Here is a 23,691-nt window from a genome sequence, read left to right as displayed (position 1 = left end):
GCTCATGACAGAGTGGCTTCTGGATCGTACGTTCCGCACCTCCTCGGGCGACACGGTGCGGTGGGCCGTCCTCGGCGAGGCGCGCACTCCGAGGTCTTCGCGCAGCTGCCACCCGCGCTGCACCGGGCGCTGGTGCGCGAGTACGTCTCCTCCGCGAGCGGTCCCGGCCTCGCCCCGGCCGTCCTCGACCGACTGGTGGAGCCCTGGTGCACACAGGAGGGGCAGCCGGCGTTCTACCGGCAGATCCACCAGAACGACCAGCGGTTCACCGAAGAGATCCAGGGGCGTTGAGCGAGATCGCGCTGCCGACGCTGATCTGCTGGGGCACGCGGGACGGGTGGATCCCGGCGGCGAAGGGGCACGAGCCGGCCTCCCGGATCCCCGGCGCCCGGCTCCGGCTCATCGACGGCGCGGGCCATCTCGTGCAGGAGGACGCTCCCGCGGAACTCACCGCGGAGCTGGCCGAGTTCCTCGGGGGCGGCGGCTGAGGGTTGCCCCGTGATCCCTGGTGGGCGCTGCCCCGCCCGGCCTGGGGGTGTCCGCCCGATCTCCGTGGGCCTACGGCGCCAACCGCCGCGCCAGAGCGCGCACCGCGGCCGCCGCGTCGTCCACCTCGCCGACCCCGGCCACCGCGCCCCCGGACACGGCGGAGGTCAGCGCCTCCTCCAGGGCGGCACCCAGCCGTACGAGGTCGGTCCGCGACGGGCGGCGGACCGAGCGCTCGAAGTCGCCGAGCGCTGCCACCACTTCGGCCTCCAGAGCCGCCAGTCCACCGCCGTCCCCGTGCCCGGCGGCGAACCGGAGCCGGTCGCGCAGGACGCCGACCGCCGCCGCCAGATCGCGCAGGACCGTGCCGGTGGCCGCGGTGTCCGCGGTGCGCGACGGACGGAAGCCGCGCGCACCGGTCGGGCCCGGCCGGTCCCGCAGCAGCGCCCGCACCCCCTCGGCCTCCGGGGCGCCGAACGCCTCGTACACGGCGAGCGCCTCCCGCCAGTGCGCCTGGGCGCTCTGCTTCCGGCCCAGTGCGGCATCGGCGTGCCCCAGCGCGGTCAGCGCATCGGCCCGCCACCGCTCACCGCCCGGCACCAGCAGCCGCCGGGCCGCGTCCTGGGCGGCGGACACCGCCTCGCCGGGCCGGATCAGGGCCACCGTCGCCTCGGCCATTCGACAGCGGGTACGGCCCGCCCACAGGCGCTCGCGCTCCTCCTCGAAGAGCGGTAGCGCCTGGAACAGCGCGTGCAGCGCCTCGGTGTACCGGCCGGCCGACGCCTGCGCCTCGGCCAGCGCGTACAGGCCGTGCGCCAGCCTCGACGAGCCGTCGCCGGTCCGGCGGAGGATGCCCACGCTGCGCTCGGCGAACAGCACCGCCTCGGCGCTGTTGCCGGTCGCCGCCCACAGCCGCGCCAGCGCGGCGAGCGCACCGGCCTCGCCCGGCTCGTCCCGGGTGTCCCGGCAGCCCTCCCAGACCGCGGTCAGATGCCGTTCCGCCGTGTCGTACCGCCGCTGGTGGAGGGCGATGAGGCCATGTGCGTACGCGGCCCGGAAGCGCGCGACCGGGTCGCCCGAGCGGTCCGCGAGTTGCGCGGCGCGCCGGGCCTGCGGCTCGGCCTCGGCCAACCTGCCCAGCGCCGTGTACACCTCGGCGAGCGCGGCGCGCGCCCGGCCCTCCGCCTGACCGTCACCCTCCCGCTCCGCACGCGCCACCACGGCGTGCGCCGCCGCCTCGTACGCCGCGGAACTCACCCCCGCGTCCGCGGTCACCCGGGCCAGCAACAGCAGGTCGGCGGCGGGCCGGACGAGCCGGGGGGCCCGGGCCGCCACCTGGCGGAGGAGCGCCAAGAGGTGCGGCATCTCGTCCGCCCAGGCGGCCAGGGCCTGGTCCGCGTCCTGCGCCTCGGGGAGGGACGGGGCGGAGGCCCGGGTGAGGCGGCTCAACCACCGCTCACCCGGACAGCGGGTCTCGTGGAGCCGGCGCCCCATGGCCAGATACAGCTCCAACAACCGGGACAGCGCCCTCTCGCGCCGCTCCCCCGGCAGCTCGCTGTGGGCGATCCCCGCGGCGAAGGAGCGGAGGTCGCCGACGTGGCGGTAGTGGCCGCGGGCCGTCTGCTCCAGCGCGCCGATCGTCCGGAGCTCGTGCAGACGGGTACGCGCCCGCTCCGGCGTCGTGGCCAGCAGCGCGGCGACGGCCGGGAGCGACAGCCCGCCGCCGTCCGGAACGGCCAGGAGCACGAAGGCGCGCCGGGCCGGGACGCTGAGCTGTGCGTCGAGCCACTGGAGCAGCAACTGCTCGGGCAGCGCGGCGAGCGCCTCGGTCGCCGACAGCCTGGTCAGGGCGGTACCACCGGTGAGCCCGTGGACCTCGGGGCGGCGCCGGCCGGTGAGCAGCACCGCGCCGGTCCAGGCGCCCGGTTCCCCGAGCAGGGCGGCGAGCGCCTCGTCGTCATCGGAGACGTCGTCCAGGACGAGCAACACCCGCCGCTGGGTCAGCAACGCGCGACAGTGCGCCCACCGTTCGGAGCCGGCCTCCCGCATGTCGATGAAGAGCGTCCCGTCGTGGAAGTGGCCGGCCACCTCGTGCGCGACCCGCAGCGCCAGCGTCGTCTTGCCCGTACCGGGCGGCCCGTGCACGGCCCAGCAGGGCCGGTCCGCGTCCGCGCCGCGCAGCGCCGCCGTCAGCTCGGCGATCTCCTCGGCACGGCCGAAGAAGTGGTCGGGGGCGGGCGGCAGGGCGGCGAAGCCCTCCTCGGTCAGGGAGCGGTACCGCCCGGCCAGGAGGTCGGCGCGCCAGCGCTCCAGGCGCTCGCGGGGCTCCTGGGCGAACGCTTCCGGGAGGCCGGCGAACGGCTCACCGTCCCACAACGCCAGCGCGGCATCGCGGAGTTGACGCGCCTCGACCGGATCCTCGGCCTTCCGGGCGTGCGCCACCAGCCGCTCGGCCAGGTCGAGATCGAGGTCGAGGACGGGCGCCCGGCCGTCGGGGCGGCGCAGCCCGTACCTGCCGTCCTCCTCGGCGGCCACGAGGTCCCAGTCGAGCGCGTGGCCCAGCCGGGTGGCGTAGACGTCCAGCAGCGCATGGGCCTCCCGCGGTGGCACGGGACCCCAGAGGTCGGCGGCCAGTTCGTCCGCGGTGGCCGCGTAGCCCGGCCGCAGCAGCAGGCACGCCAGCAGCGCCCGCACCTCCGGTCCGCCCAGGGGGACCCGGGACTCGCCCCGCCAGACGCGCACCGGTCCCAGCACCGCGCACCGCAGCGGCGGCCCGGCCACCCGACGGCGCGGCGGCGGCAGGGGCCGGTCCGGCGCGGCCGGCGGCCGCTCCGGCACCGCGCCGCCCATCCGCTCCAGCACCGGACTCGCCAGCACGGCGAACGCCCGCGCCGAGGCGTGCAGCCGCAGCTCGCCCTCCTCGTCGCCCATCAGGACGGGGAAGTCCGGCAGCCGCCCCATGTACGGCTCCAGGGACCGGCCGACCGCCTCGACGACCTCCACGGCCTGTTCGGCACCGAGCCCGCTGAACAGCAACTCCCGTACGCCGGGCCGGAAGTCGTAGACCGGCTGGACCTGCTGCCCGAACGGCGACGCGCCCAGGGCGCGGTCCAGGGTCTGCGCGGCGGCCGTGTCCGGCATCCGGTCGGTGCGCTCCAGGAGCCCGCCGAGCAGGATCTCCGCGACGTGGGTGGGGCCCGCGTCGGGCATCGTGGCGACGCGGACCAGCTGCATCAGGGGCGTGGTCAGCGGGCGGATCGCGGAGAGCCGGACCGCGAGCCGGTAGGCCTCCGGCGAGAACGCGCCCCGGAAGTGGGTGAGCAACTCCTCGGCGGTGCCGTGTGGTTGGGGCGGCCGGGCGGGCGAGGAGGCCTCGTCCAGCAGCGCCGTTTCGATCAGGTGCGGTATGCCGGGGCGGGTGAGCAGCCGGGCCCACTGCTCCAACGCGGACGCGGTGGGGTGCAGGACGGGCAGCGCGAGGAGGCCGTCCGCCTCCGGGTCGCGCTCACCGCTCAACGGGTCGCAGACGACCAGCCGCCGGACCGGGTCGAACTCGCCCGGAGCGGCGAGCAGTCGGGGCCGGGCGTCCAGGGCGGTGCCGCGCCACAGCCGGCGGGGCAGCGGGTTCAGCACCGCCATCGGGCCGCCCCCGCTCCACGCGGACAGCGCCCGCACGGCCTGCGGATCGCGCCATCCCGGGCTCGTCCCGTCGGTGAGCAGGAACGTCACGGAGGCGCCCGCGGCGTGGGGGCGCGACATCGGGCCGCTGGGGTCCCGGGGGTCGACCGGGTGGACCTGGACGGAACGGAACGCGGTGCTCCGGGCGAGCAGGGCCCGCAGCTCGGCGGCGAGCGACCCCCACACCTGCATGGACGGCGAGCAGTCCACCAGCAGCACGGCGGACCAGCGCCGCTCCTGCTCCGGGCGGGAGACCACGTCGAGGAAGCCGGTCTCGGCGGCGAGCCGGACGGTGGCCTCGACGTCGGTGACGCTGCGGTGCGGATGGTCCCGGGACCGGCGCAGCGGGCGCAACGCCCGGCCCAGTTGCTGGGCGTCGGGCAGCGCCCGCCCACCGGGCACCCGCGCGGGGCGGGCCCGGTCCGCGCCCGGTCGACCGCCCTGGCTGCCCATGGCGTAGAGCGCGCGGCGGGGCGGTCCGGCGGGGGTGTCCGGCTCGGCCGGTTCGGCGCCGGTCGGATCTGCCGGGCCGTCGGGTCGGCCGGCGAGGTCGGTGCGCGCGGGATCGACCGGCTCGGCGGGATCGGCGGCCGCGGACGGCCCGGCATCGTCCTCCTCCGTGGCCGTCGTGGCCGCCGTGGCCTCGGTGCCGTCGGCGGGTTCGTCGGTCCCAGGGGCCGGGCCGGACTCCCCGGCGGGTCCGACCGGCTCCCCCGCCGTCGTCGCCGGCCGCCCGGGGGTCGCCGCACCCGTCTCCATCGCCCGTGCCAGCCAGAGCACATCGAGGAGTTCGGTGGCGCCGAGGTCGTAGCCGGCGGCCGCCACCGCCTGTCGCAGTCGGTCGATCATGGCGACATGGGCTCGTCGAGGCGGTGCAGCACCGCGGCGAGGAGCTCTTCCTTGGTGAGGTCGGCGCCGCTGATGCGCAGATGGACGGCGGCTAGCAGCTGGTCGGTGGCGAGCGTCTGGGTCTTGGAGCGCTGGTGGAAGACCTCGATCAGGTCCTCGGCGGCGGCCACCGCCCGCTCGCCCAGGTTGTGTTCGATGATCTTGCGGAGCCGGTCGCCGGTCGGTTCGGGCAGGTCGAGCCGGACGCAGCGGCGCATGAACGCGGGCGGGAAGTCCCGTTCGCCGTTGCTGGTCATGATGACGATCGGGAAGTGGGCGCAGCGCACCACCCCGCGGTGCACCACGACCCGCTCACGGCTGCCGCTGAGCAGGACCGGCACCTCCTGCTGGTGTTCGGGCAGCCGGGCCAGCTCCGGGATCTCGAACTCGCCCTCCTCCAGGACCACCAGCAGGTCGTTGGGCAGGTCGATGTCGGCCTTGTCCAGCTCGTCGACGAGCAGGACCCGGGGGCGGTCGGCGGCCAGTGCGCTGCCCAGCGGGCCCAGGCGGAGGTACTGGCCGATGTCGCCGGGCCCCCGGCGGCGCACCCGGGGGCGGCGCGCGGAGCCGCGGTGCGCCTCGCGCTCGCGGCGCAGCGACGCCTCGCGCAGCCGGCCCACGGCGTCGTAGCGGTAGAGGGCGTCCTGAAGCGTGGAGCGGCTGTTGACCGACCAGCGCAGGACGTCGCCGAGGCCCAGCTCCTCGGCAACCGCGCGGGCCAGCGAGCTCTTGCCGGCACCGGGGCGGCCGGTGACCAGCAGCGGGCGGTGCAGGTGCAGGGCGGCGTTGACGACCGAGATCTCGTTGCGCTCCAGGAGGTAGGGCGCGCGCGGTGCCGTACCGCGGGTGGCCGGAAAGCGTCGCCAGGGCGGCGGGGCGGGCAGGTCCGACGGGCCGCGGAAGACCCACCAGTCCTCCGGCTCCGGCGCCGGTTCGTCGTGGGCGCCTGCTGCGCGCTGTCCGGTCACCGCTGCGTTCTCCTCGTTCATGGTCGCGTCCGCACTCCGGTGTGCACGGTCGGTCATGGTTGTGTCAACACCCAGGCATCGGGGGCGAGTTGCGGGGGACGGTGGTCCGGGGCGTCGTACAGCAGGGACAGCCGGCTGCCGTGGTGGGCGCTGCTGTCCGGCTCGGCCACGGCCTTGGCCCGCTCCAGGCGCACCACTTCGGGGACCTCGGCGTGGTCCGCGACGTCCACCAGGGCGAGCAGGTCCTGCACGATGCGCTCGCCGTGTTCGGCGCGGTGCCACAGCACGGTGTGCACGCCGGCCTGGACGCACTGGCGCAGCAGGGTGCCGTGGTGGTGCGGTTCGCAGCACACGATCACCGTGCCGGCGTCGCGGTGCACTTCCAGTTGAGCGCGGGCCACCTTGCGGTCGGTGTGCCGGTGGTCGAGGACGATGCGCTTGGCGTGCGGCAGGGCGGCGGTGCGCTGTTTCCAGCCCGCGTAGCTCTCCCGGGAGCGTTCGGTGGTGCGCACCACCACCCGGCGGGTGATGCCCGGCGCGAACGGCCCGTCCTCGTCGCTGTCCGGCGACTCCCAGGAGTCGACGTCGAGGCCGAGCCAGGCGGACGGCAGGAAGTACTCCACCAGGGCCGTCTCCGGGTCCTCCCGGACCTCGGTGCGCAGCACCCGACGGATGTCGTCCACCACCTGCTCGCTGCCTGCCTCCGCGTCCCGGACCAGCGCGAGACGGTGCGACTGGCCGTCGGCGAAGGTCCAGATCTGGTACGTGAAGCGACGGCCGGTGGGGGTGGGCAGCAGCTCCACCTGGACGCGCGGGGCGACGACAAAGGGGCGGGCGCCGCCGGCCGGCGCGGCGGGGGCGGGGATGAGGACGGGTGCCGCGGCGGCCGCCACATCGGCGCGGAACTGGCTCACCGCCGCCTCGTCCACCCCCGACCGGGCGGCCACCCGCTCGACCCAGGCGTCCAGGTCGTCGGCCGGATACACCTCACCGGCCGCCCGCTCCGCGACGCTGATCCGCACCACCCCCTGGAGCAGCGGCGGCACCGGCGCGCCCGTCGTGGAACTGAAGCCCTCCAGTGCGTCCATGGCATCGGCCAGGCCCGTCACGGCGGGCAGTTCCGGGGCGTGCGGCAGTACGCATCCCAGCAGCGTGCGGGGGTCGGTGCGGCCGCAGTGGGCCAACAGCCCGGAGAGGTCGCGGCGTTGGCGGGTGGTCAGGTACTCGCCGGGACGGACCGTACGGGCGGCGCGGCGCAGTCGCTCCCAGTCCTCGCGGGCGCCGTACGGGCCGGGGCGGGCATGGAGGTCGTACGGGTCGGCGTGGGCCGGCGGTTCGTAGTCCCGGACCAGGTCGAGGAGTTCGGGGATGCCGCGGCGGACGCTCACCGCGAGGCCGACGAGTCGTTCGAGGTCGGCGGCCGGGCCGGCCGAGGTCCGGCCGAGCCGGGCGGCGAGCCGTTCTTCGCAGGCCAGCACCGCCTCGCGACCCTTGAGCACCCGTTCCAACGCGGTGAGCAGCTGCTGTACGCCACGGCGGGCGGTGGGCACCGCCGAGGGCGGGAGCGTGGGGAGTTCGGCCTCGATGGCGGGGACGCTGATGGCGTACATCGTGGCGGGTTGGCCGCCGGGAGCGGCCGCACCGGGGGCCCGGTGCACGGCGGCGACCAGGCCGACCACGGCCTGTCGTTCGCGGTCCCACAGCGGGCCGCCGCTGAAGCCCTCGGTGACCTGGGCGCCGCCGAGCACGTCCAGGGCGATCCAGGGCGGCGCCGAGACCCGGGGCACGGCGCGGACCGTGGGCAGCGGATGGCCGCTGGCCCATAACGCGATGGTCTCGCCCGCGTAGTTGTGCTGGAGGAACGGCGCCGGTTCGGCGCCCTCGGGCGGAGCGGCCGCCAGCTCCAGCACGGCGAGGTCGCCGTGGTACGGCACCCGTCCGGGCTCGACCGGGTCGCGGCCGGCGGCCCGGGCCCGCGGCGGCACCCACATCTCCCGTACGACCCGCGCCATGAGGTCCGTACCGGCCGCGACATGGGGCAGCCGGAGGGTGACGGTGTCGCCCCGGTCGGGGGTGTCCTGGGCGAAACGATCCCTGCCCAGCGCGCTGTTGACGACATGGGCGCAGGTCAGGACGTACCGCTCGGCGACCAACACGCCACCGCCGACGGCCCGTTCGCCGTCCCGTACGGAGGCGAAGGCCATATGGAGCGGGGTGTCCGGACCTGCGCCCGCGATCATGGCGTGGCCCCGCCCGACTCGCCGGCGCTGCTGCCGTTGCTGTTGCCGTTGCCGTTGCCGTTGCCGTTGCTGTTGCCGAGGTTCCAGGTGGCGGAGACCTTGAAGCTCGCCTCACCGTTGCCGGAGAACACCCCCAGGCTCAGATCGGAGCCGAGGGTGACCCCGAACTCGACGGTGACCTCGTCGGGGCGGTGGCTTCCGCCGGAGAGGGAGCGGTGGATCTGGCCGAGGACGCCACCGAGCGGGCGCAGGGCCTCCTCCAGCACCTCCCCGCCCCGGGTCAGCGCACGGCCCATCCGGCTGTCCACGCTGACCGGCTGGGCGGAGCCGAACGCGTCGGGCAGCTCCAGCTCACCGTCCCCGCCGTCAACGGCGGGGGGCTGCTTCCGGCCCGCGTCCGGCCGGCCGTCGGCTGCCGGCCCCACGGCTCTCAGCCATACGACGGTCCCGTCATCCAACGTCAGTGCCGTGTCCCCCATGGCGTCAGTCTGACACGGGGCACAGCGCCAACGCGCGCTCTTTTGCGTCACACTCCGCCCTTCCGCACCCCCTTGCACACCGGTGGTCACCTGCGGAAAGGAGGCTCCTCCAGGGCAACCGCGGTGCCGCGGGGGAACCGCCCGTTCCGGGCGGGTCGGGGCGAGTCGGACGTCCCTCTCACGGCGTCTGGAGCACCCGCGCCAACTGGCGTGATTGCGCCACCAGTCGGTCCTCCGTGTCCCAGACCTCGGTGTCCTCCTCCAGGAATCCGCCGGCCAGATTGCGGGTGGTGATGGCGACCCGCAGCGGGCCGGGAGCCGGCCGCTGACGGACGTGCGCGGTCAGTTCGACGGTGGGCACCCAGCCGGACAGGCCCATGTCGAAGGCGGTGGGCGGCAGCGCGTCGACGGTCAGCAGCAGGGAGAGCGGGTCGGGGTCGCGGCCGTCGGCGAGCCCGAACCAGGCCCGCATCTCGCCCTTGCCGGAGGGCGCGCCGATCGCCCAGCCCGCGGTCGCCGGGTCCAGCCGGAGGGCGAGCCGGTCGGCGATCTCCGTGCTGCCGGGGATGGCGGGGCGGGCGCCGGGGGTATCAGGGGCGTTGTCAGTGCCCAGGCAGTGCTCGTACGGCGGGATGGCGGGCGGCTTGGCGGTGGTGCGGACGTCGTCGGGGAGCGCGCCGAGATCGCCGTAGGTGGCGAGCACCCGCAGCCGCTCGACCTCGCGGCCGTCGTGCGTGAACTGGATGAGGCTCGCGGTGCCGGTGGACATCGTGCGACCGGTGCGGACGATCTCGGTGCGGATGACGGCGGGGCCGGGCTCGGAGGCCGTCAGGTAGTGGCCGGTGATGGTGAGCGGGTCGGGGTGCGGGAGCGCGTCGCCCAGGGCGCGTCCCATCATGGCGAGGAGGTAGCCGCCGTTGACCGCCTGGATGATCGTCCAGCCTGCGGAGAGATGGGCTTCGTAGACGCCGGTGGCGCGGCGGGTGACCGCCGTGTCGCGATCGAACTCACTGTTGCCGATGGTCACCTGGGACATAGCGGGGACGGTACACGCTTTTATTACCGGCCGGTAGTGTCAGTTTTCACCACCTCACCGGAAGCCCGCCTTCCGGGCCTGCGATGATGACGGCATGCTTCACGTGCTCTACCTGGCCGGTGTCGCGGCCTTCGCGGCGAGCGGGGTGTTGGCCGCCTACCGCGCCAACATGGACCCCTTCGGCGGCCTGGTACTCGCCTTCGCCGCGTCCATCTCCGGCGGCACGCTGCGCGACGTCATCCTCGACCGACGGCCGCTGTACTGGACCCATGACTGGGTGCTGCTGACCGTGATCATCTGCGTCGGCGTCGGCACCATGATCTACCTCAGGTTCTGGACCCTGCCGCGCAAGTCGCTGCTGGTCGTCGACGCGATCGGACTCTCCGTCGTCACGGTCATCGGCGCCCGCGCGGCCATCGAGGCGGGCGCCACCCCGCTCGCCGTGATCATCCTGGCCGTGCTGACCGGTGTCACCGGCGAGGTCATCCGCGACGTGCTCTGCGGGGAGTTCCCGCCGCTGCTGCTGCGCGAGGACGTGTACGCCATCGCCGCGCTGGCCGGGGCCTGTTGCTACCTGCTGCTGCACCACCTCGGCACCGGGGGCACCCCCGCCGCGGCCGCCTCGGCGGGGGTGGTCTTCGCACTCCGGATGGGCGCGGTCTACCTGGGCCTCCATCTGCCGCGACCCCAGCAGCTCCGCCCCCGGCCGGGCCAGCAGGACATCGACTGACCCGGCCCGAGAGCCCAGCTACCCGGCCCGCAGGGCAGCGACCCGGCCCGAGAGCCCCTTACTTGCCCGGCAGTGCCGGCTTGCCGCTCGTGTTCAGCCAGGTGTGGAAGAGATCGTCCAGCTGCTGTCCCGAGATCTTCTCGGCCAGCGCGATGAACTGGGAGGTCTCCGCGTTGCCGTAGCGGTGCTGACGCGTCCAGGTGGGCAGCAGGGTGAAGAACGCCTTGTCACCTATGCGCTCACGCAGCGCCTGGAGCGTCATCGCGCCCCGCTGGTAGACGGCGCTGGAGAACATGGTGTCCCGCTGCGGATCGGCGACCTTGATCTTCCAGAAGGGGTCGTCGGCCGGGCGGGAGCCGTAGGCCTTCAGGAAGGAGTCGTGGGCGGTGCTGCGGCCCCTGTGCTCCTCCCACAGCCACTGCGCGTACGTGGCGAATCCCTCGTTCAGCCAGATGTTGGGCCAGGTCTTCACCGACACCGAGTCACCGAACCACTGGTGGGCCAGCTCGTGGACGATGGTCGTCTCGTTGCGGACGGCCGAGTAGACGGGCTTGGACTGCACCTCCAGCGAGAAGCCGGCCTGGGGCATGTCGTCGACGATGGCACCGGTCTCCTCGAAGGGGTACGGGCCGAAGACCTGCGACCAGTAGTCGGTGGCCTCGGCGGTGATGCCGTAGACGTCGACCTTGCCGGTGGGCAGGGTGGGGTCGGTGGCGACGTAGATGGGGACGCCGCCGGGGGTGGTGCCGGTGCGGACGTCGAACTTCCCGATGGTGGCGGTGGCCAGGTACGACGCCATCGGCTTGGTCTCGCGCCAGTGGAAGTACGCGCGGTCGCCCGCGACCCGCGAGGAGACCAGCCGGCCGTTGGAGACGCCGGTCAGCCCCTTGGGGGCGTCGATGCGGATGTCGTAGGTGGCCTTGTCGCCGGGGTGGTCGCTGGAGGGGAACCACGTCGAGCCGGCGTTCGGCTCGCAGGCGACGAAGACGCCGTCCTTGGTCTTCATCCAGCCGTAGTCGGAGCCGAAGATGATGGGGCCGTTGAGCGGCTGGGGTATGCCGCCGTAGGTCACCGTCACGGAGAACCGCTCGCCCTTGCGCAGGCGGGCGGCCGGGGTGACGGTGATCTCGTCGCCGGATCTGGTGAAGGCGGCCTTCCGCCCGTTCACCTTGACCGAGTCGACGGTGAGCTTCTGGAGGTCGAGGTCGAAGGCGGAGAGGTTCTGGGTGGCCTTGGCCTTGAGAGTGGTGCGGCCCTCCAGGAGGCCGCTTTCGGGGTCGTAGCTGACACCGAGGTCGTAGTGCAGGGCGTCGTAGCCGCCGTTGCCCAGGTCGGGGAAGTACGGGTCGCCCACGCCGGGTGCACCGGCCGAGGGGCCGGGGGCGGAGGCCGACGCGCCGGGCGCGGCGGCCATGGTGGCGGCCGTGGCGACCACGATGGCGAGGGCGAGCAGGCGGGGGGTGCGACGCACGGAACGGGAGAGCACCATGAGCCGTCCTTTCGAACATACGGATGAAGGAAACAACCGTGCTGACTCTGCACTCTCCCGCCCCGTTTTAACCAGGACTTTGCCAATTCCTCAGGTATTACTGGTCGGTTGCTGCCTCACCGGCCGCCGCCGCGGCGGGCTGCTCGGCGTTCTCCGGGTGGTGGCAGGCCACCTGATGCCCCGTCCGCAGCGCGACCAGCAGCGGCTCGGTGGTGGTGCACACCTCGGTCGCCTTCCAGCAGCGGGTGCGGAACCGGCAGCCGGAGGGCGGGTTGATCGGCGAGGGCACGTCGCCCTTGAGCAGGATCCGGTCGCGCTGGGTGCGCCGCTTGGGGTCGGGCACCGGTACCGCGGACAGCAGCGCCTTGGTGTACGGGTGCATCGGCGTCTCGTAGAGCCCCTTGCGGTCGGCGAGTTCCACGATCTTGCCGAGGTACATCACCGCGATCCGGTCCGAGACGTGCCGGATGACCGAGAGGTCGTGGGCGATGATCACATACGTCAGGCCCAGCTCCTCCTGGAGGTCGTCCATCAGGTTGACGACCTGCGCCTGGATCGACACGTCCAGCGCGGAGACCGGCTCGTCGGCGACGACCAGCTTGGGCTTGAGGGCCAGGGCACGGGCGATGCCGATGCGCTGCCGCTGCCCGCCGGAGAACTCGTGCGGATAGCGGTTGTAGTGCTCCGGGCTCAGGCCCACCAGCTCCAGCAGCCGCTGCACCTCCTTCTTCACCCCGCCCTCGGGCTCGACGCCCTGGAGGCGGAAGGGGGTGGAGACGATCCCGCCGATGGTGTGCCGCGGGTTCAGCGAGCCGTACGGGTCCTGGAAGATCATCTGGATGTCGCGGCGCATCGGACGCAGCCTGCCCGTCGACAGATGGGTGATGTCCTGGCCCTGGAACTCGATGGAACCGCCGGTCGGCTCGTCGAGCCGGGTGATCAGCCGGCCCATCGTCGACTTGCCGCAGCCCGACTCGCCGACGACGCCGAGCGTCTCGCCGGGCCGGACGTCGAAGTCGATCCCGTCGACCGCCTGCACCGCCCCGACCTGCCGCTTGAGCAGGCCCTTGGTGATCGGGAAGTGCCGGACCAGCCCACGGACCCGGAGCAACGGCTCGGCGTCGGAAGACGCGTCGGACCCGGCGGACCCGGTGGCCTCGACCGGTGCCTCGGCCCCCTTCTGGAGCGGGATCTTCTTGTTCTGGTCGTCAGTCGTCTCGGTCACAGCTTCGGCGCAATCTCTTCGGTCCAGATACGCTCCCGCTCCTCCGGCGCCATGTGGCAGGCGGAGAAGTGGCCGCCGCCGGCCTCGCGCAGCTCGGGGCGGACCGTACGGGTGAGGTTGTCCTTGGGCACATCCGCGTACGGGCAGCGGGGGTTGAAGGCACAGCCGGACGGGACGTTGATCAGGCTGGGCGGGGAGCCCTTGACCGGGATCAGCCGCTCGGTCTGCTCGCGGTCGATGCGCGGCATGGAGCCCAGCAGGCCCCAGGTGTAGGGGTGTTGGGGCTGGTAGAAGACCTTGTCGGCCGGACCGCGCTCGATGCACCGGCCGCCGTACATCACCAGCAGGTCGTCGGCGAGCTCGGCGACCACCCCGAGGTCGTGGGTGATGATGATGACCGCGGAGCCGAACTCCTTCTGAAGATCGCGGATGAGGTCCAGGATCTGCGCCTGGACGGTGACGTCCAGGGCGGTGGTCGGCTCGTCCGCGATCAGCAGCTCGGGGTTGTTGACCAGCGCCATCGCGATCATCGCGCGCTGGCGCATACCGCCGGAGAACTGGTGCGGATGGTCGTCCACCCGCTTGTCCGGCTGCGGGATGCCGACCCGGTCGAGCATCTCGATGGCCCGCTTGCGCGCGGTCTTCTTGTCCACGTCGTTGTGGACGCGGTAGGCCTCCATGATCTGCTTGCCGACCGAGTAGAACGGGTGCAGGGCGGACAGCGGGTCCTGGAAGATCATCGCCATCTCGCGGCCGCGCAGCCGGCGCACCTCGTCCGGGTCGGCGCCGACCAGCTCCTTGCCGTCCAGCCAGATCTCGCCGGACATCTGCACCCTGCTGCGCTGCTGGCGCGAGGCGCGGTGCAGGCCCATCACGGCGAGCGAGGTCACGGACTTGCCGGAGCCGGACTCGCCGACGATGCCGAGCGTCTTGCCCTTCTCCAGGCTGAAGGTCAGCCCGTCGACGGACTTGACCAGGCCGTCGTCGGTGGGGAAGTGCACCTTCAGGTCCCGCACTTCGAGGAAGGCGGTCGGCCGCGGTGCCGTCTCGGTGGTGGCCGCGGCGGGCTGGGCCGTCGCGGTCTCGGTCTTGTCCTCGGAGGAGTCGGTCACGAGAGCCTCACCCGCGGGTCGACGGCGGCGTACAGAACGTCCACCACCAGGTTGCAAATGACGATGAAGAACGCGGCGAGCAGGGTGACGCCGAGGATGTTCGGCAGGTCGTTGGCGTTGATCGCCTCGACGGCGAAGGCGCCGACTCCCTTGAGCGAGAAGACCTGTTCGGTGATGAGCGCACCGCCGAGCAGCAGGCCCAGGTCCATGCCGAAGACCGTGATGATCGGGGTGAGCGCGGCGCGCAGACCGTGCCGTACGACCACCTTGCGCTCCCGCAGGCCCTTGGCGCGGGCGGTGCGGATGTAGTCCTCCGCCAGCGTCTCCAGCATGCCCGCCCTGGTGAGCCGGGCGTAGAGCGCGGAGTAGAGGAAGGCCAGGGTGACCCAGGGCAGGACCAGGGTCCGGGCCCAGAGGAAGGGGTCGTCCAGCAGCGGCACGTAGTCGCTGCGCTCGAAGATCGGCCACTGGTAGGTGAACAGGGCCAGCGCCAGGGCGCCGGTGAAGAACATCGGGAGGGAGACGCCGGCCAGCGCCACGCCCATCGCCATCCGGTCGAAGAACGAGCCGGGGCGCAGCGCGGAGAGCACGCCGGTGGCGACGCCGGAGACGACCCACAGCACGGCCGCGCCGGCGGCCAGCGAGAGCGTCACCGGGAGCCGGGACTGGATCTCCGGCCAGACCTCGATGTGGGTCTTGAACGAGTACCCGAAGCACGGCACGTGGCACTTGGCCGCTTCCGGGCCGAACTTGTAGTCGACGCCGACGAAGATGCCCTTGAGGAAGTCCCAGTACTGCTCGTACACGGGCTTGTCCAGGCCGAGGTTCTTCTTCACCGCGGCGATGTCCGCGGGCGTGGGGGCCTTTCCGATGTACTGCTGGGCAAGCTGGTCGGTGCTCTGCCCGGCCAGCTTCGGCAGCAGGAAGAAGATGCCGAAGGTGACCGCGCTGACGATCAGCAGCAGGATCACTGCGCTGATCAACCTGCGGATGATGTACGAGAACACGGGGATGCGGCGCCGGCGCCGCGGGCCGGCCGGAGGCGGCCCGCGGACACCAATGCCTTCACCTGCCTTCCAGGGCTGCTACTTCTTGACGCCGATGTTGAGGTAGTCGTACTCACCGCTGAAGGCCGAGGTGGACACCAGGTTGGTGGCCTTGGGCGAGCGGTACATCAGGACCTTGAAGTAGGTGAGCGGGACGATCGCCGCCTGCTCCATCGTCTTCTTGTCGATCTCGGCGTACGCCTTCTCGCGGGCCGCCTGGTCGGTGTTGGCGATGGCGGTGTCGAGCAGCTTGTTGATCTCCGGGTCGTCCAGCTGGGAGAGGTTGGTGTTGCCGGACTTGCTGATCGCCTTGCCGTTGAGGATCTGCTGGAGGTAGCCGTAGCCGGTCGGGAAGTCCGCGCCCCACTGCATCATGATCAGGCCGACGTTGTTCTGCTTGTTGAACTCCGGCACACCGGCGTAGTCCGAGAAGTACTTGCTCGTCGGGTACGACTGGATCTTGGCGGTGACGCCGATCTTCTTCAGCGACTCGATGACCGAGGTGGCCGCGTCGACCTCGTCCTGGCGGTCGTTGCGGGCCAGGATGGTGGTGGTGGCCTTACCGGCGCCGCACTTGTCCCAGTGCTTCTTGGCCTCGGTCAGGTCCAGCTTGTCCTTGTCGTACTTCTGCGGGTACAGGTCGTACTTCTGGTAGCCGGCGAGGTCGGTGGGCAGCGTCGTCGAGGCGATCTCACCGCGGATCGGACCGCCGAGCGCGGTCTGCACGGCCTTCTTGTCGATCGCGTACTCGACGGCCTTGCGGCACTCGATGTTGTCGAACGGCTTCACCTTGGTGTTGATCGCCGTGTAGACGAGGCGCTGACCGGGCGCGTTGTCGGTGCTGGCCTTCTCCTTGGGATCGGTCAGGAGCTGGGCCTGCGTCTGGCCGTCGACACCGCGGCCGGCCAGGTCGACCAGGGTGTTGCCGGACTGGAGGTCCTTGTCGATCGTCGACTGGGCGACCTTCAGGTTCAGCACGATCTTGTCCGGCAGCTGCTTGCGCAGCGGGTCGGTCTTGGCGGACCACTGCGGGTTGCGGACGAGGGTGAGCTGCTTGCCCTCCTGGTAGCTCTCGAACTTGTACGAGCCGGTGGACACCACGGACTTGGTGTAGTCCGCGCCCTTGTCCTTGGCCTGCGGGACCGGGGCGGTTTGCGGGGCGCTGACCAAGTAATCAAATTCGGCGAACGGCCTCTTCAGGTGGAAGACGATCGTCTGCTCGTCGGGGGTCTCGATGGACTTCAGACCCGCCTTGCTCTTGTCCTTGTAGGGACCCTTGTAGCCGCCGTCGTTGTCCTGGAGGAACTGCTGGAAGTAGTTCGGGCCCAGGGAGAGGACGTCACGCGCGAAGTTGGAACGCTCGACGGCGTACTTGACGTCCTGGGAGGTGACGGTGGAGCCGTCCTCGAACTTGACGCCCTTGCGGAGCTTGTACGTCCAGGTCTTCCCGCCGTCGCTGGGCTTGCCCATCGACTCGGCAAGGTCCGGCACCAGCTGGTTGCCCTTGGTGCCGGGGCCCGGCTTGAAGGTGGTCAGCGGGCGGGCGTAGAGCCGGCTGAAGTTGTAGATGAAGGCGTAGTACGTGTTGCCCGGGTCGAACGACTCGGGGGCGTCGCTGATCGCGTAGGTGACCGTGCCGCCCTTCGCGTCCGAGGCGTTGACGACGCCCTTGGTGGCGGCGTTGGCCTCCGCCGAGCCGTCCGAGGAGCTCTTGCCCCCGCTGCAGCCGGCCAGCAAGAGGCCCGCACTGGTGATGGCCGCTATCGCCGCGACCGGAACTGACCTTCGCATGTGGTCGGTGTCCCCTTCGTGAGTCGAGAAACGCAGACGAGATACAACGAAACGGGTGAGGAGCGGGGCAGTTGCCGCTGCGCCGTCAGCGGCTGCGCGGGTCCAACGCGTCCCTCAATCCGTCGCCGAGCAGGTTGAACGCCAGCACGGTGACGAAGATCGCAAGGCCGGGGACGATCATGTACTGGGGGTCGACCTCGTAGTACTTGACCGCCTGGTTGAGCATGCCGCCCCAGGAAGCCTGGGGCGGCTGGATGCCGACGCCCAGGAAGCTCAGGGCCGCCTCGAAGAGGATGTTGGAGGGGATCAGCAGCGTCGAGTAGACGATGACCGGCCCCACCAGGTTGGGAAGCAGTTCCCGGAAGAGGATGAACGGCCCGCGCGCGCCCATGCCCCGGGCGGCGTCCACGAATTCCCGCTCGCGCAGCGAGAGCGTCTGGGCGCGCACGATCCGCCCCATGTACGGCCAGTTGAAGAAGCCGATCACGAAGATCAGGACCGAGATGTGCAGCGGCAGGCCCTCCAGGCCGAAGGCGCCGCCCTGGAGCGAGGCGGAGATCGCAATGGCGAACAGCAGCAGCGGGAAGGCCAGGAAGACGTCCATCATCCGGCTGATGAAGGCGTCCACCCGTCCGCGGTAGAAGCCGGCGATCACACCGAGGACGGTGCCGATGGCGACCGACAGCAGCGTCGCGCCGAACGCCACGATCAGCGACACCCAGGAGCCCTCCAGGATCCGGGCGAGCAGATCACGACCGAACTTCGGGTCGACGCCCAGGAGGTGGTCCCCGCTCATCCCGCCGAAGTCACCTTTGGGGAGCGTGGTGTTCGGGTCGATCAGCGAATCGTTGGGGCTGTTCGGGTCCAGGCCCAGCAGGGCCTGGAGGGGCCGGGAGAGCGCGGCGACGACGATGAGCAGGATGACAACGATGGCACCCGCCACCGCGACCTTGTCCCGCCGGAAGCGCAGCCATGCGATCTGACCGAGCGAGCGCCCTTCGATGCGCTTGCCCTCCACGCCCTTCAGCACCGCTTCCGGCTGCGCCTCAGCAGCCGCGCCGGTGGTCTCGATCGGTGCGGTCACGGTGCCCTTGACCCCTCTCGGCCGACGGTGGCCGGCTTCTGCATGCCGCGATGGCGGCCTCGATCACATCACTGGTGCAATTCGGTGCAAGTCCTGCAAGTCCCGTGAGCAGCACGGAAGTTCGCCATGCGGAAGTCCGCAATTCACGCGATGCGGTACGGAGTGACGCTCGTACAAAGGACCGAGGCCCTGTTGTTTCCGGAGTCTTCATCCCCTTCGCGATCAGTCACCAGCCCTGATGGGGAAAGGATGCGCAACCGTGATGTGCCCCACGACGTTCCGTTATACGGACGACAGTTCGGGCTGAGCGGAGCGAAAGCCCGCGGGAGAGGTCCTCAACCGCGGGGCGTACGGGGCGAATTTCACACCAAGGGGACGCCCGGGTGACACGTTCGGACAGCGAAGACGGACTGTCAGTAAGGGCGGGGGTAGCCGTAGCCGTACGAGGGCGCGGCGGCCGGCTGCCCCGGCTGGGCGTAGCCGTCACGGTCGAAGAAGGGGCGCGCACAGGCCCGCATCCACATCCCGACCGGGTCGTACTCGTCGTTCATCGCGACCGTGGAGACCGGCAAACCGTCCGGAACCGCACCGATCGACTGCTGAATCATCAACCGGGCGGAATCCACCGCTTGTTGACCTGTGTCGTACAGATCCAGCCCGACCGCCAGATACGGGGCACCGAGCGCGGGCTGCACCCAGGCCCGGCGCAACGACCGCACGGCGGGCGTACGGTGGGCGTTCTGGGCGAGCAGCGCATAGAACTGCGGGATGTCGATGACCGGTTCGGAGATCCGCAACGGTCCGGCCGGCAGCCGGTCCAGGCCGCCGGCGATCCGACGCAGATCCAGCCAGGGGATGCCGACGCCACCGCCGGGAGCGTGCGGATTCAGCCACAGGCCCCAGCGGTCGGGGAAGAGCGAACCGGCGATCTCCAACCCGGTGACGACCTCGTGGTCGCGGTTCCAGCCGGAGGCGGCGAGTTCGGCCGCGGAGGTCACGCACGGCGCATAGCCGAGGCCGTCGACCTCCATGTTCCCGTACTGCGCATCGGGCGAACCGGCCCGGCCGTGCCACAGGAGCATCCGGACCTGGCCCCCGGCGAGCGCATGCAGCAGCGCCTCATAGGCGTCGTACCGGCCGGGCGAGACCTGCTGTAGCAACTGCTCCAGCGCTCCGGCCGCCGCCGGCCCCTGATGCGCACCCGCGCTCACGTGGTCCGTCCCTTCTCTCGGCAGGGCACGTGTGGGTGCGCCCGCCCGTCATCCAACCAGCTTAGGGCTTGCCGATGGACCAGGGCCGGATAGACCACGGCGTCCGGTGCAGAGCGCGCGGCGGAGCATTCGCTGCGAACCGGGCGTCCGTGGACGCGGCGACCGCGCGGCGTGCGGGCGCTGCCGGCGTCGGCGAGGGGGAGCGCCGTGCCCGGGGGCGCCTCCCGGCGTCGGCCGGGGGCGCGTTGCGGACCCGGCCCTGTCCCCTCGGCGAGCCTACGCGTGGTCGCGGGAGAAGAAGGGCCGCACGCGCTCCACCATCCAGTCGGCGACCGGGTCGCCCTGGGCGAGATCGAGCATCACCAGCTGTACGGGCCAGGGCACCGGCACCGCACCGAGCGCCCGCCCGAGGGCCGTCAGGACCGTCTCGCGGGCGGTGCCGTCGTGCAGCGCGGCGGGGGCCGCCTCGACCTGGACACCGACGAACAGCGCGGGCGTGTCGCCCTCGACACTGGCCAGGGCGCGCCGGGCATTCAGAATAATTCCGGCACCGGAGAACTCCAGCCCGGCGGCGGCCAGGAAGTCCACCGGCTCCTCCTGCCAGTCCGGTTCGAAGAGCCGCACCCGGCCGCCGCCCGGCAGCCCCTCCGCCTGCTGACGCCCCGTCCGGCACAGTGCGGCCACCGCGGTCGGCGGCAGCGGGACGCCGACCGCGCCGTCCGGGTTGACCGCGATCCCGACCGTGGGCGGCAGGCCGCGGGCGAACTCCTGGGCCGGGGCGACGGTGAAGGACATGTGCGAGCCGACGACCCGCAGGAACTCCTGCTCGGAGCTGTAGACCGGGACGTAGGCCGCACCGTCGATCTCGACCGTGGGCAGGTCCAGGCCCTGGGCACCGAAACCCGCGCTGTCCGGGCCGCCGCCGTTGGGCAGCGGCACCCACAGCCGGCTGCGACCCAGCACCTCGACGATCCGGCCACCGGCGCCCGGATGCCCGACCGACGCGGCCAGCACCTCTTCGAGCTCGTTGGCCGGCCACGCCAGCTGCGGTATCCCCTGCTCCGGAAAGTTCATCTGCACCCACCCGTTCCACGCCGCGCTCTTCGGCCAACGACCCTAGACGAGAAGGCGCCAGGTCGAGCGTACGGGGCCGGTGCACGCGGTGGCCGGAACCGATCGTCCCACCAGCCGGAACGGGTCGTCCGCTCAGTGGAAGCCGACCGTCTCCAGTGCGCTCGCCGCCCGTCGGTCCAGCAGCACCGCCGAGCGGAAGCCCTTCGGCGGCCCGGCCGACTCGGCGGCGCCGACCAGCCGGCGCACCGCCCTGCGGTGCCGGGCGAAGGCGTACCCCGACACCCCGCGCCCTCGCGACTCCTGGCCGGAGCGCGCCACCTCCGGCGGCACGTCCAGCAACACCAGGTGCAGCTCGCGGTCACCGCGCCGGGCCGACCTGGCGATCCAGCGGCGCACCCACGCCAGCGTCCCGCAGTCGTGCACCACCACGCTGCCGCCGGACCGCAGCGCCCGGTGCAGCGCCAGATAGTGGGCGGCCCGGACCAGCGGCCGGTACAGGGCGTACGGCAGCCGGCGCAGCCGACCGCGCTCCCAGCGCTCGCGCACGTCCTGCGAGTCGATCCGGTGCACCGCGGCGCCGCGGCCGTCCAGCGCCGGCACCACCCGGTGCATCAGGGTGCTCTTGCCGCTCCCCGGCAGGCCGGAGACCACGACCAGGTCACCGGCCGGGAACCGCAGCTCGGCGGCGTCGCCGGCCCGGCCCGCCCCGCGCAGGTCCAGGACCCGTGCGCGGCGCCCCGGCCGGACGACGGACCGTGCCGCACGCCGGGCCCGGGAGGCGGCGGCCGGGGCCACCACCGCTGCGGCGTCCTGGGGCACGGCCCCTGAAGTGGCCGCGTATGCCGCTTCCCTGTGCACCGTGATCGCCCTCCCCGTCCGGTTCCGGTCCGGCCCGAGTCCGTTCCCTACCCGCAGAGTGTCAAGAAAAGGTAATGCCCTTCAAGGCGATTCCCCGATCCGCCCACGTCGGGAGCGGGTCGCGGTCAGGGGCTCCTCCATCCGGCGATCCCGTGCAATGATGTGGCCGCCGCGTGCACACCACAGCTCACCCGTGCACCGCCAACTCCATACCGGCCGCTTGAATCCGCGCGGGAGAGTCCCCGGCCGTCACGGCGGGGCGCCGAAGGAGCAAGTCCTCCCTTGAATCTCTCAGGCCCCTATACCGCGCGGGCGAGGCAGATCTGAAAAGCGAGCCGTCGCCGGTCGACGGGGCGGCTCCACCCAAGGTGCAAACCGGTCCGTTCGCGGGATCCCGGTGAACCTCTCAGGTTCCGATGACAGATGGGGAGAACGTCTCGTCACCCCTGCCTGGGAGCCCGAACATGACTGAAGCCCCCCGCCGCACCGCGCTGGACGCCACCCACCGCGCGCTCGGTGCGACCATGACCGACTTCGCCGGCTGGGACATGCCGCTGCGCTACAGCAGCGAACGCGAGGAGCACGTCGCCGTCCGCACCCGCGCCGGCCTCTTCGACCTCTCCCACATGGGTGAGATCACCGTCACCGGTCCGCAGGCCGCCGACCTCCTCGACTACGCGCTGGTGGGCAACATCGGCGGCGTCAAGACCGGCCGGGCCCGCTACACCATGATCTGCAACGCCGAGGGCGGCATCCTCGACGACCTGATCGTCTACCGGCTGGCCGACCAGGAGTACATGGTCGTCGCCAACGCCAGCAACGCCCAGGTGGTGCTGGACGCGCTCACCGCCCGCGCCGGCGGCTTCGACGCCGCGATCCGCGACGACCGGGACGCCTACGCCCTGATCGCGGTGCAGGGCCCGGAGTCGCCGGGCATCCTCAAGGCGCTGACGGACGCCGATCTGGACGGCCTGAAGTACTACGCGGGCCTGCCGGGCACGGTCGCCGGCGTCGAGGCGCTGATCGCCCGTACCGGCTACACCGGTGAGGACGGCTTCGAGCTGTTCGTCCGACCGACGGACGCGGTCACCCTCTGGGAGGCGCTGGCCGCTGCCGGCAAGGACGCCGGGCTGGTCCCCTGCGGCCTGTCCTGCCGCGACACGCTGCGCCTGGAAGCGGGCATGCCGCTGTACGGGCACGAGCTGACTACCGCGACCACGCCGTTCGACGCGGGCCTGGGCCGGGTCGTGAAGTTCGAGAAGACCACCAACGACGGCGACTTCGTGGGCCGGGCCGCGCTGGCGGCGGCCGCCGAGCGCGCCGAGACCGCCCCGCCGCGCACGCTGGTCGGCCTGATCGCCGAGGGCCGCCGGGTCCCGCGCGCCGGGTACCAGGTCACCACCGCCGAGGGCACGGTCGTCGGCGAGGTCACCTCCGGCGCCCCCTCCCCCACCCTCGGCAAGCCGATCGCCATCGCGTACGTGGACGCGGCCTACGCCACACCGGGCACCGAGGGTGTCTGCGTGGACATCCGTGGAAGCCATGAGCCGTACGAGGTCGTCGCACTGCCCTTCTACAAGCGACAGAAGTAACGGTTCACCCGCGGCAGACCCGACAGCGGCGCGTCCCCGCGCGTCTCACTGTGCAAGACGCTCCCCCCGGACTCCGTCCGGAAGGCGCCCCCATTCACGATCACACCCTCGCGTACAGGAGAATCGAGCCATGAGCAACCCCCAGCAGCTGCGCTACAGCAAGGAGCACGAGTGGCTGTCGGCCGCCGAGGACGGTGTGTCGACGGTCGGTATCACGGAGCACGCCGCCAACGCGCTCGGCGACGTCGTCTTCGTGCAGCTCCCCGAGGTGGGCTCCGACATCACTGCGGGCGAGACCTGCGGTGAGCTGGAGTCGACCAAGTCGGTCAGCGATCTCTACGCCCCCGTGGACGGCGAGATCGTCGAGGTCAACGAGGACGTCGCCGCCGACCCCTCGCTGGTGAACTCCGCCCCGTTCGAGGGCGGTTGGCTGTTCAAGGTGAAGGTGACCGGCGAGCCCGAGGACCTGCTCTCGGCCGACGAGTACGCCGCCTTCGTCCAGAGCTGAGACCTCGCCCCTCTCGATCAGGAAAGACTCATGTCGCTTCTCAACAGCTCCCTGCACGAGCTCGACCCCGACGTGGCCGCCGCCGTCGACGCCGAGCTCCACCGCCAGCAGTCCACCCTCGAAATGATCGCCTCGGAGAACTTCGCTCCGGTCGCCGTCATGGAGGCCCAGGGCTCCGTCCTGACCAACAAGTACG

At 72.1% G+C, this 23,691-nt stretch carries 17 protein-coding genes, 2 pseudogenes and 1 riboswitch; of the genes and pseudogenes, 5 read left to right on the top strand and 14 right to left on the bottom strand.

Annotated elements, in window-relative coordinates; genetic code table 11:
• Positions 1-78: 78 nt before the first annotated feature.
• A pseudogene (locus tag AB0C96_RS32945) lies at positions 79-488 on the top strand (alpha/beta hydrolase); the annotation flags it as partial.
• A 70-nt stretch (positions 489-558) separates the two neighbouring features.
• Here AB0C96_RS32945 and AB0C96_RS32940 read toward each other — a convergent pair.
• The 5 genes from AB0C96_RS32940 to AB0C96_RS32920 all read right to left on the bottom strand — a co-directional run bounded on the left by AB0C96_RS32940 (position 559) and on the right by AB0C96_RS32920 (position 9,775).
• Complete coding sequence (locus tag AB0C96_RS32940; RefSeq protein ID WP_362922551.1) at positions 559-5,013, bottom strand: SAV_2336 N-terminal domain-related protein; 4,455 nt, start codon at positions 5,011-5,013, stop codon at positions 559-561.
• Positions 5,010-6,077, bottom strand: coding sequence for a MoxR family ATPase (locus tag AB0C96_RS32935; protein ID WP_362922550.1), 1,068 nt, complete (start codon positions 6,075-6,077; stop codon positions 5,010-5,012). The genes AB0C96_RS32940 and AB0C96_RS32935 overlap by 4 nt, the downstream gene beginning before the upstream one ends.
• On the bottom strand, positions 6,074-8,260 hold the full coding sequence (locus AB0C96_RS32930) for a trypsin-like peptidase domain-containing protein (RefSeq protein WP_362922548.1): 2,187 nt from the start codon (positions 8,258-8,260) through the stop codon (positions 6,074-6,076). Before AB0C96_RS32930 ends, AB0C96_RS32935 begins: the two co-directional genes overlap by 4 nt.
• On the bottom strand, positions 8,257-8,739 hold the full coding sequence (locus tag AB0C96_RS32925) for a CU044_2847 family protein (protein ID WP_362922546.1): 483 nt from the start codon (positions 8,737-8,739) through the stop codon (positions 8,257-8,259). Before AB0C96_RS32925 ends, AB0C96_RS32930 begins: the two co-directional genes overlap by 4 nt.
• A gap of 178 nt (positions 8,740-8,917) precedes the next feature.
• The gene (locus AB0C96_RS32920; protein WP_362922544.1) at positions 8,918-9,775 is read right to left on the bottom strand and encodes a thioesterase family protein; all 858 of its coding nucleotides are present in this window, start codon (positions 9,773-9,775) and stop codon (positions 8,918-8,920) included.
• 94 nt (positions 9,776-9,869) lie between these two features.
• Here AB0C96_RS32920 and AB0C96_RS32915 point away from each other — a divergent pair, with 94 nt between their 5' ends.
• Positions 9,870-10,505, top strand: a complete 636-nt coding sequence (locus AB0C96_RS32915; RefSeq protein WP_362922542.1) for a trimeric intracellular cation channel family protein — start codon at positions 9,870-9,872, stop codon at positions 10,503-10,505.
• A gap of 58 nt (positions 10,506-10,563) precedes the next feature.
• On the opposite strand, the gene AB0C96_RS32910 is transcribed toward AB0C96_RS32915, so the two are convergent.
• From AB0C96_RS32910 to AB0C96_RS32870, 9 genes are all read right to left on the bottom strand, one after another.
• Positions 10,564-11,994: a M1 family metallopeptidase gene (locus AB0C96_RS32910; RefSeq protein ID WP_362922541.1), complete on the bottom strand. Its 1,431-nt coding sequence runs from the start codon at positions 11,992-11,994 to the stop codon at positions 10,564-10,566.
• A gap of 97 nt (positions 11,995-12,091) precedes the next feature.
• The gene (locus AB0C96_RS32905; protein ID WP_362922625.1) at positions 12,092-13,105 is read right to left on the bottom strand and encodes a dipeptide ABC transporter ATP-binding protein; all 1,014 of its coding nucleotides are present in this window, start codon (positions 13,103-13,105) and stop codon (positions 12,092-12,094) included.
• Positions 13,106-13,215: 110 nt separating this feature from the next.
• Positions 13,216-14,235 (bottom strand): ABC transporter ATP-binding protein, encoded by a 1,020-nt coding sequence (locus tag AB0C96_RS32900; RefSeq protein ID WP_362922623.1) that lies wholly within the window; start codon positions 14,233-14,235, stop codon positions 13,216-13,218.
• A gap of 92 nt (positions 14,236-14,327) precedes the next feature.
• On the bottom strand, positions 14,328-15,338 hold the full coding sequence (locus tag AB0C96_RS32895; protein ID WP_362922539.1) for an ABC transporter permease: 1,011 nt from the start codon (positions 15,336-15,338) through the stop codon (positions 14,328-14,330).
• A gap of 78 nt (positions 15,339-15,416) precedes the next feature.
• A complete protein-coding gene (locus AB0C96_RS32890) occupies positions 15,417-17,168 on the bottom strand; it encodes an ABC transporter substrate-binding protein (protein WP_362922537.1) in 1,752 nt (583 codons plus the stop codon).
• 85 nt (positions 17,169-17,253) lie between these two features.
• Positions 17,254-18,252 carry an ABC transporter permease gene (locus AB0C96_RS32885; RefSeq protein WP_362922536.1) on the bottom strand — a complete coding sequence of 333 codons (999 nt, stop codon included), beginning with the start codon at positions 18,250-18,252 and terminating at the stop codon, positions 17,254-17,256.
• A 413-nt stretch (positions 18,253-18,665) separates the two neighbouring features.
• Positions 18,666-19,463 (bottom strand): enhanced serine sensitivity protein SseB C-terminal domain-containing protein, encoded by a 798-nt coding sequence (locus AB0C96_RS32880; RefSeq protein ID WP_362922534.1) that lies wholly within the window; start codon positions 19,461-19,463, stop codon positions 18,666-18,668.
• A gap of 276 nt (positions 19,464-19,739) precedes the next feature.
• Entirely contained in the window at positions 19,740-20,537 is a 798-nt protein-coding gene (locus AB0C96_RS32875) for an enhanced serine sensitivity protein SseB (protein WP_362922532.1), read from the bottom strand.
• Positions 20,538-20,669: 132 nt separating this feature from the next.
• Positions 20,670-21,332 carry an AAA family ATPase gene (locus tag AB0C96_RS32870; RefSeq protein ID WP_362922621.1) on the bottom strand — a complete coding sequence of 221 codons (663 nt, stop codon included), beginning with the start codon at positions 21,330-21,332 and terminating at the stop codon, positions 20,670-20,672.
• 284 nt (positions 21,333-21,616) lie between these two features.
• Positions 21,617-21,712: riboswitch (glycine riboswitch) on the top strand.
• 147 nt (positions 21,713-21,859) lie between these two features.
• On the opposite strand from AB0C96_RS32870, the gene gcvT reads away from it, so the two are divergent.
• The 3 genes and pseudogenes from gcvT to AB0C96_RS32855 all read left to right on the top strand — a co-directional run.
• Positions 21,860-22,987: a glycine cleavage system aminomethyltransferase GcvT gene (gene gcvT / locus AB0C96_RS32865; RefSeq protein WP_362922531.1), complete on the top strand. Its 1,128-nt coding sequence runs from the start codon at positions 21,860-21,862 to the stop codon at positions 22,985-22,987.
• Positions 22,988-23,117: 130 nt separating this feature from the next.
• Positions 23,118-23,495 (top strand): glycine cleavage system protein GcvH, encoded by a 378-nt coding sequence (gcvH, locus tag AB0C96_RS32860; RefSeq protein WP_362922529.1) that lies wholly within the window; start codon positions 23,118-23,120, stop codon positions 23,493-23,495.
• 30 nt (positions 23,496-23,525) lie between these two features.
• Positions 23,526-23,691 (top strand): annotated as a pseudogene (locus AB0C96_RS32855) (serine hydroxymethyltransferase); the annotation flags it as partial.

Source organism: Streptomyces sp. NPDC048506 (genome assembly GCF_040651315.1).
Lineage (GTDB): Bacteria > Actinomycetota > Actinomycetes > Streptomycetales > Streptomycetaceae > Streptomyces.
The sequence above is the reverse complement of the archived record's forward strand: the minus strand, read 5'-3'. Positions and strand labels throughout refer to the sequence as shown.

Bases quoted from the DNA above. Each gene is read 5' to 3' on its own strand.
- AB0C96_RS32935 (WP_362922550.1), bottom strand. From the start codon at position 6,077: ATGACCGACCGTGCACACCGGAGTGCGGACGCGACCATGAACGAGGAG.
- AB0C96_RS32875 (WP_362922532.1), bottom strand. From the start codon at position 20,537: ATGAACTTTCCGGAGCAGGGGATACCGCAGCTGGCGTGGCCGGCCAAC.
- AB0C96_RS32940 (WP_362922551.1), bottom strand. From the start codon at position 5,013: ATGATCGACCGACTGCGACAGGCGGTGGCGGCCGCCGGCTACGACCTC.
- AB0C96_RS32910 (WP_362922541.1), bottom strand. From the start codon at position 11,994: ATGGTGCTCTCCCGTTCCGTGCGTCGCACCCCCCGCCTGCTCGCCCTC.
- AB0C96_RS32890 (WP_362922537.1), bottom strand. From the start codon at position 17,168: ATGCGAAGGTCAGTTCCGGTCGCGGCGATAGCGGCCATCACCAGTGCG.
- AB0C96_RS32920 (WP_362922544.1), bottom strand. From the start codon at position 9,775: ATGTCCCAGGTGACCATCGGCAACAGTGAGTTCGATCGCGACACGGCG.
- AB0C96_RS32915 (WP_362922542.1), top strand. From the start codon at position 9,870: ATGCTTCACGTGCTCTACCTGGCCGGTGTCGCGGCCTTCGCGGCGAGC.
- AB0C96_RS32930 (WP_362922548.1), bottom strand. From the start codon at position 8,260: ATGATCGCGGGCGCAGGTCCGGACACCCCGCTCCATATGGCCTTCGCC.
- gcvT (WP_362922531.1), top strand. From the start codon at position 21,860: ATGACTGAAGCCCCCCGCCGCACCGCGCTGGACGCCACCCACCGCGCG.
- AB0C96_RS32925 (WP_362922546.1), bottom strand. From the start codon at position 8,739: ATGGGGGACACGGCACTGACGTTGGATGACGGGACCGTCGTATGGCTG.
- gcvH (WP_362922529.1), top strand. From the start codon at position 23,118: ATGAGCAACCCCCAGCAGCTGCGCTACAGCAAGGAGCACGAGTGGCTG.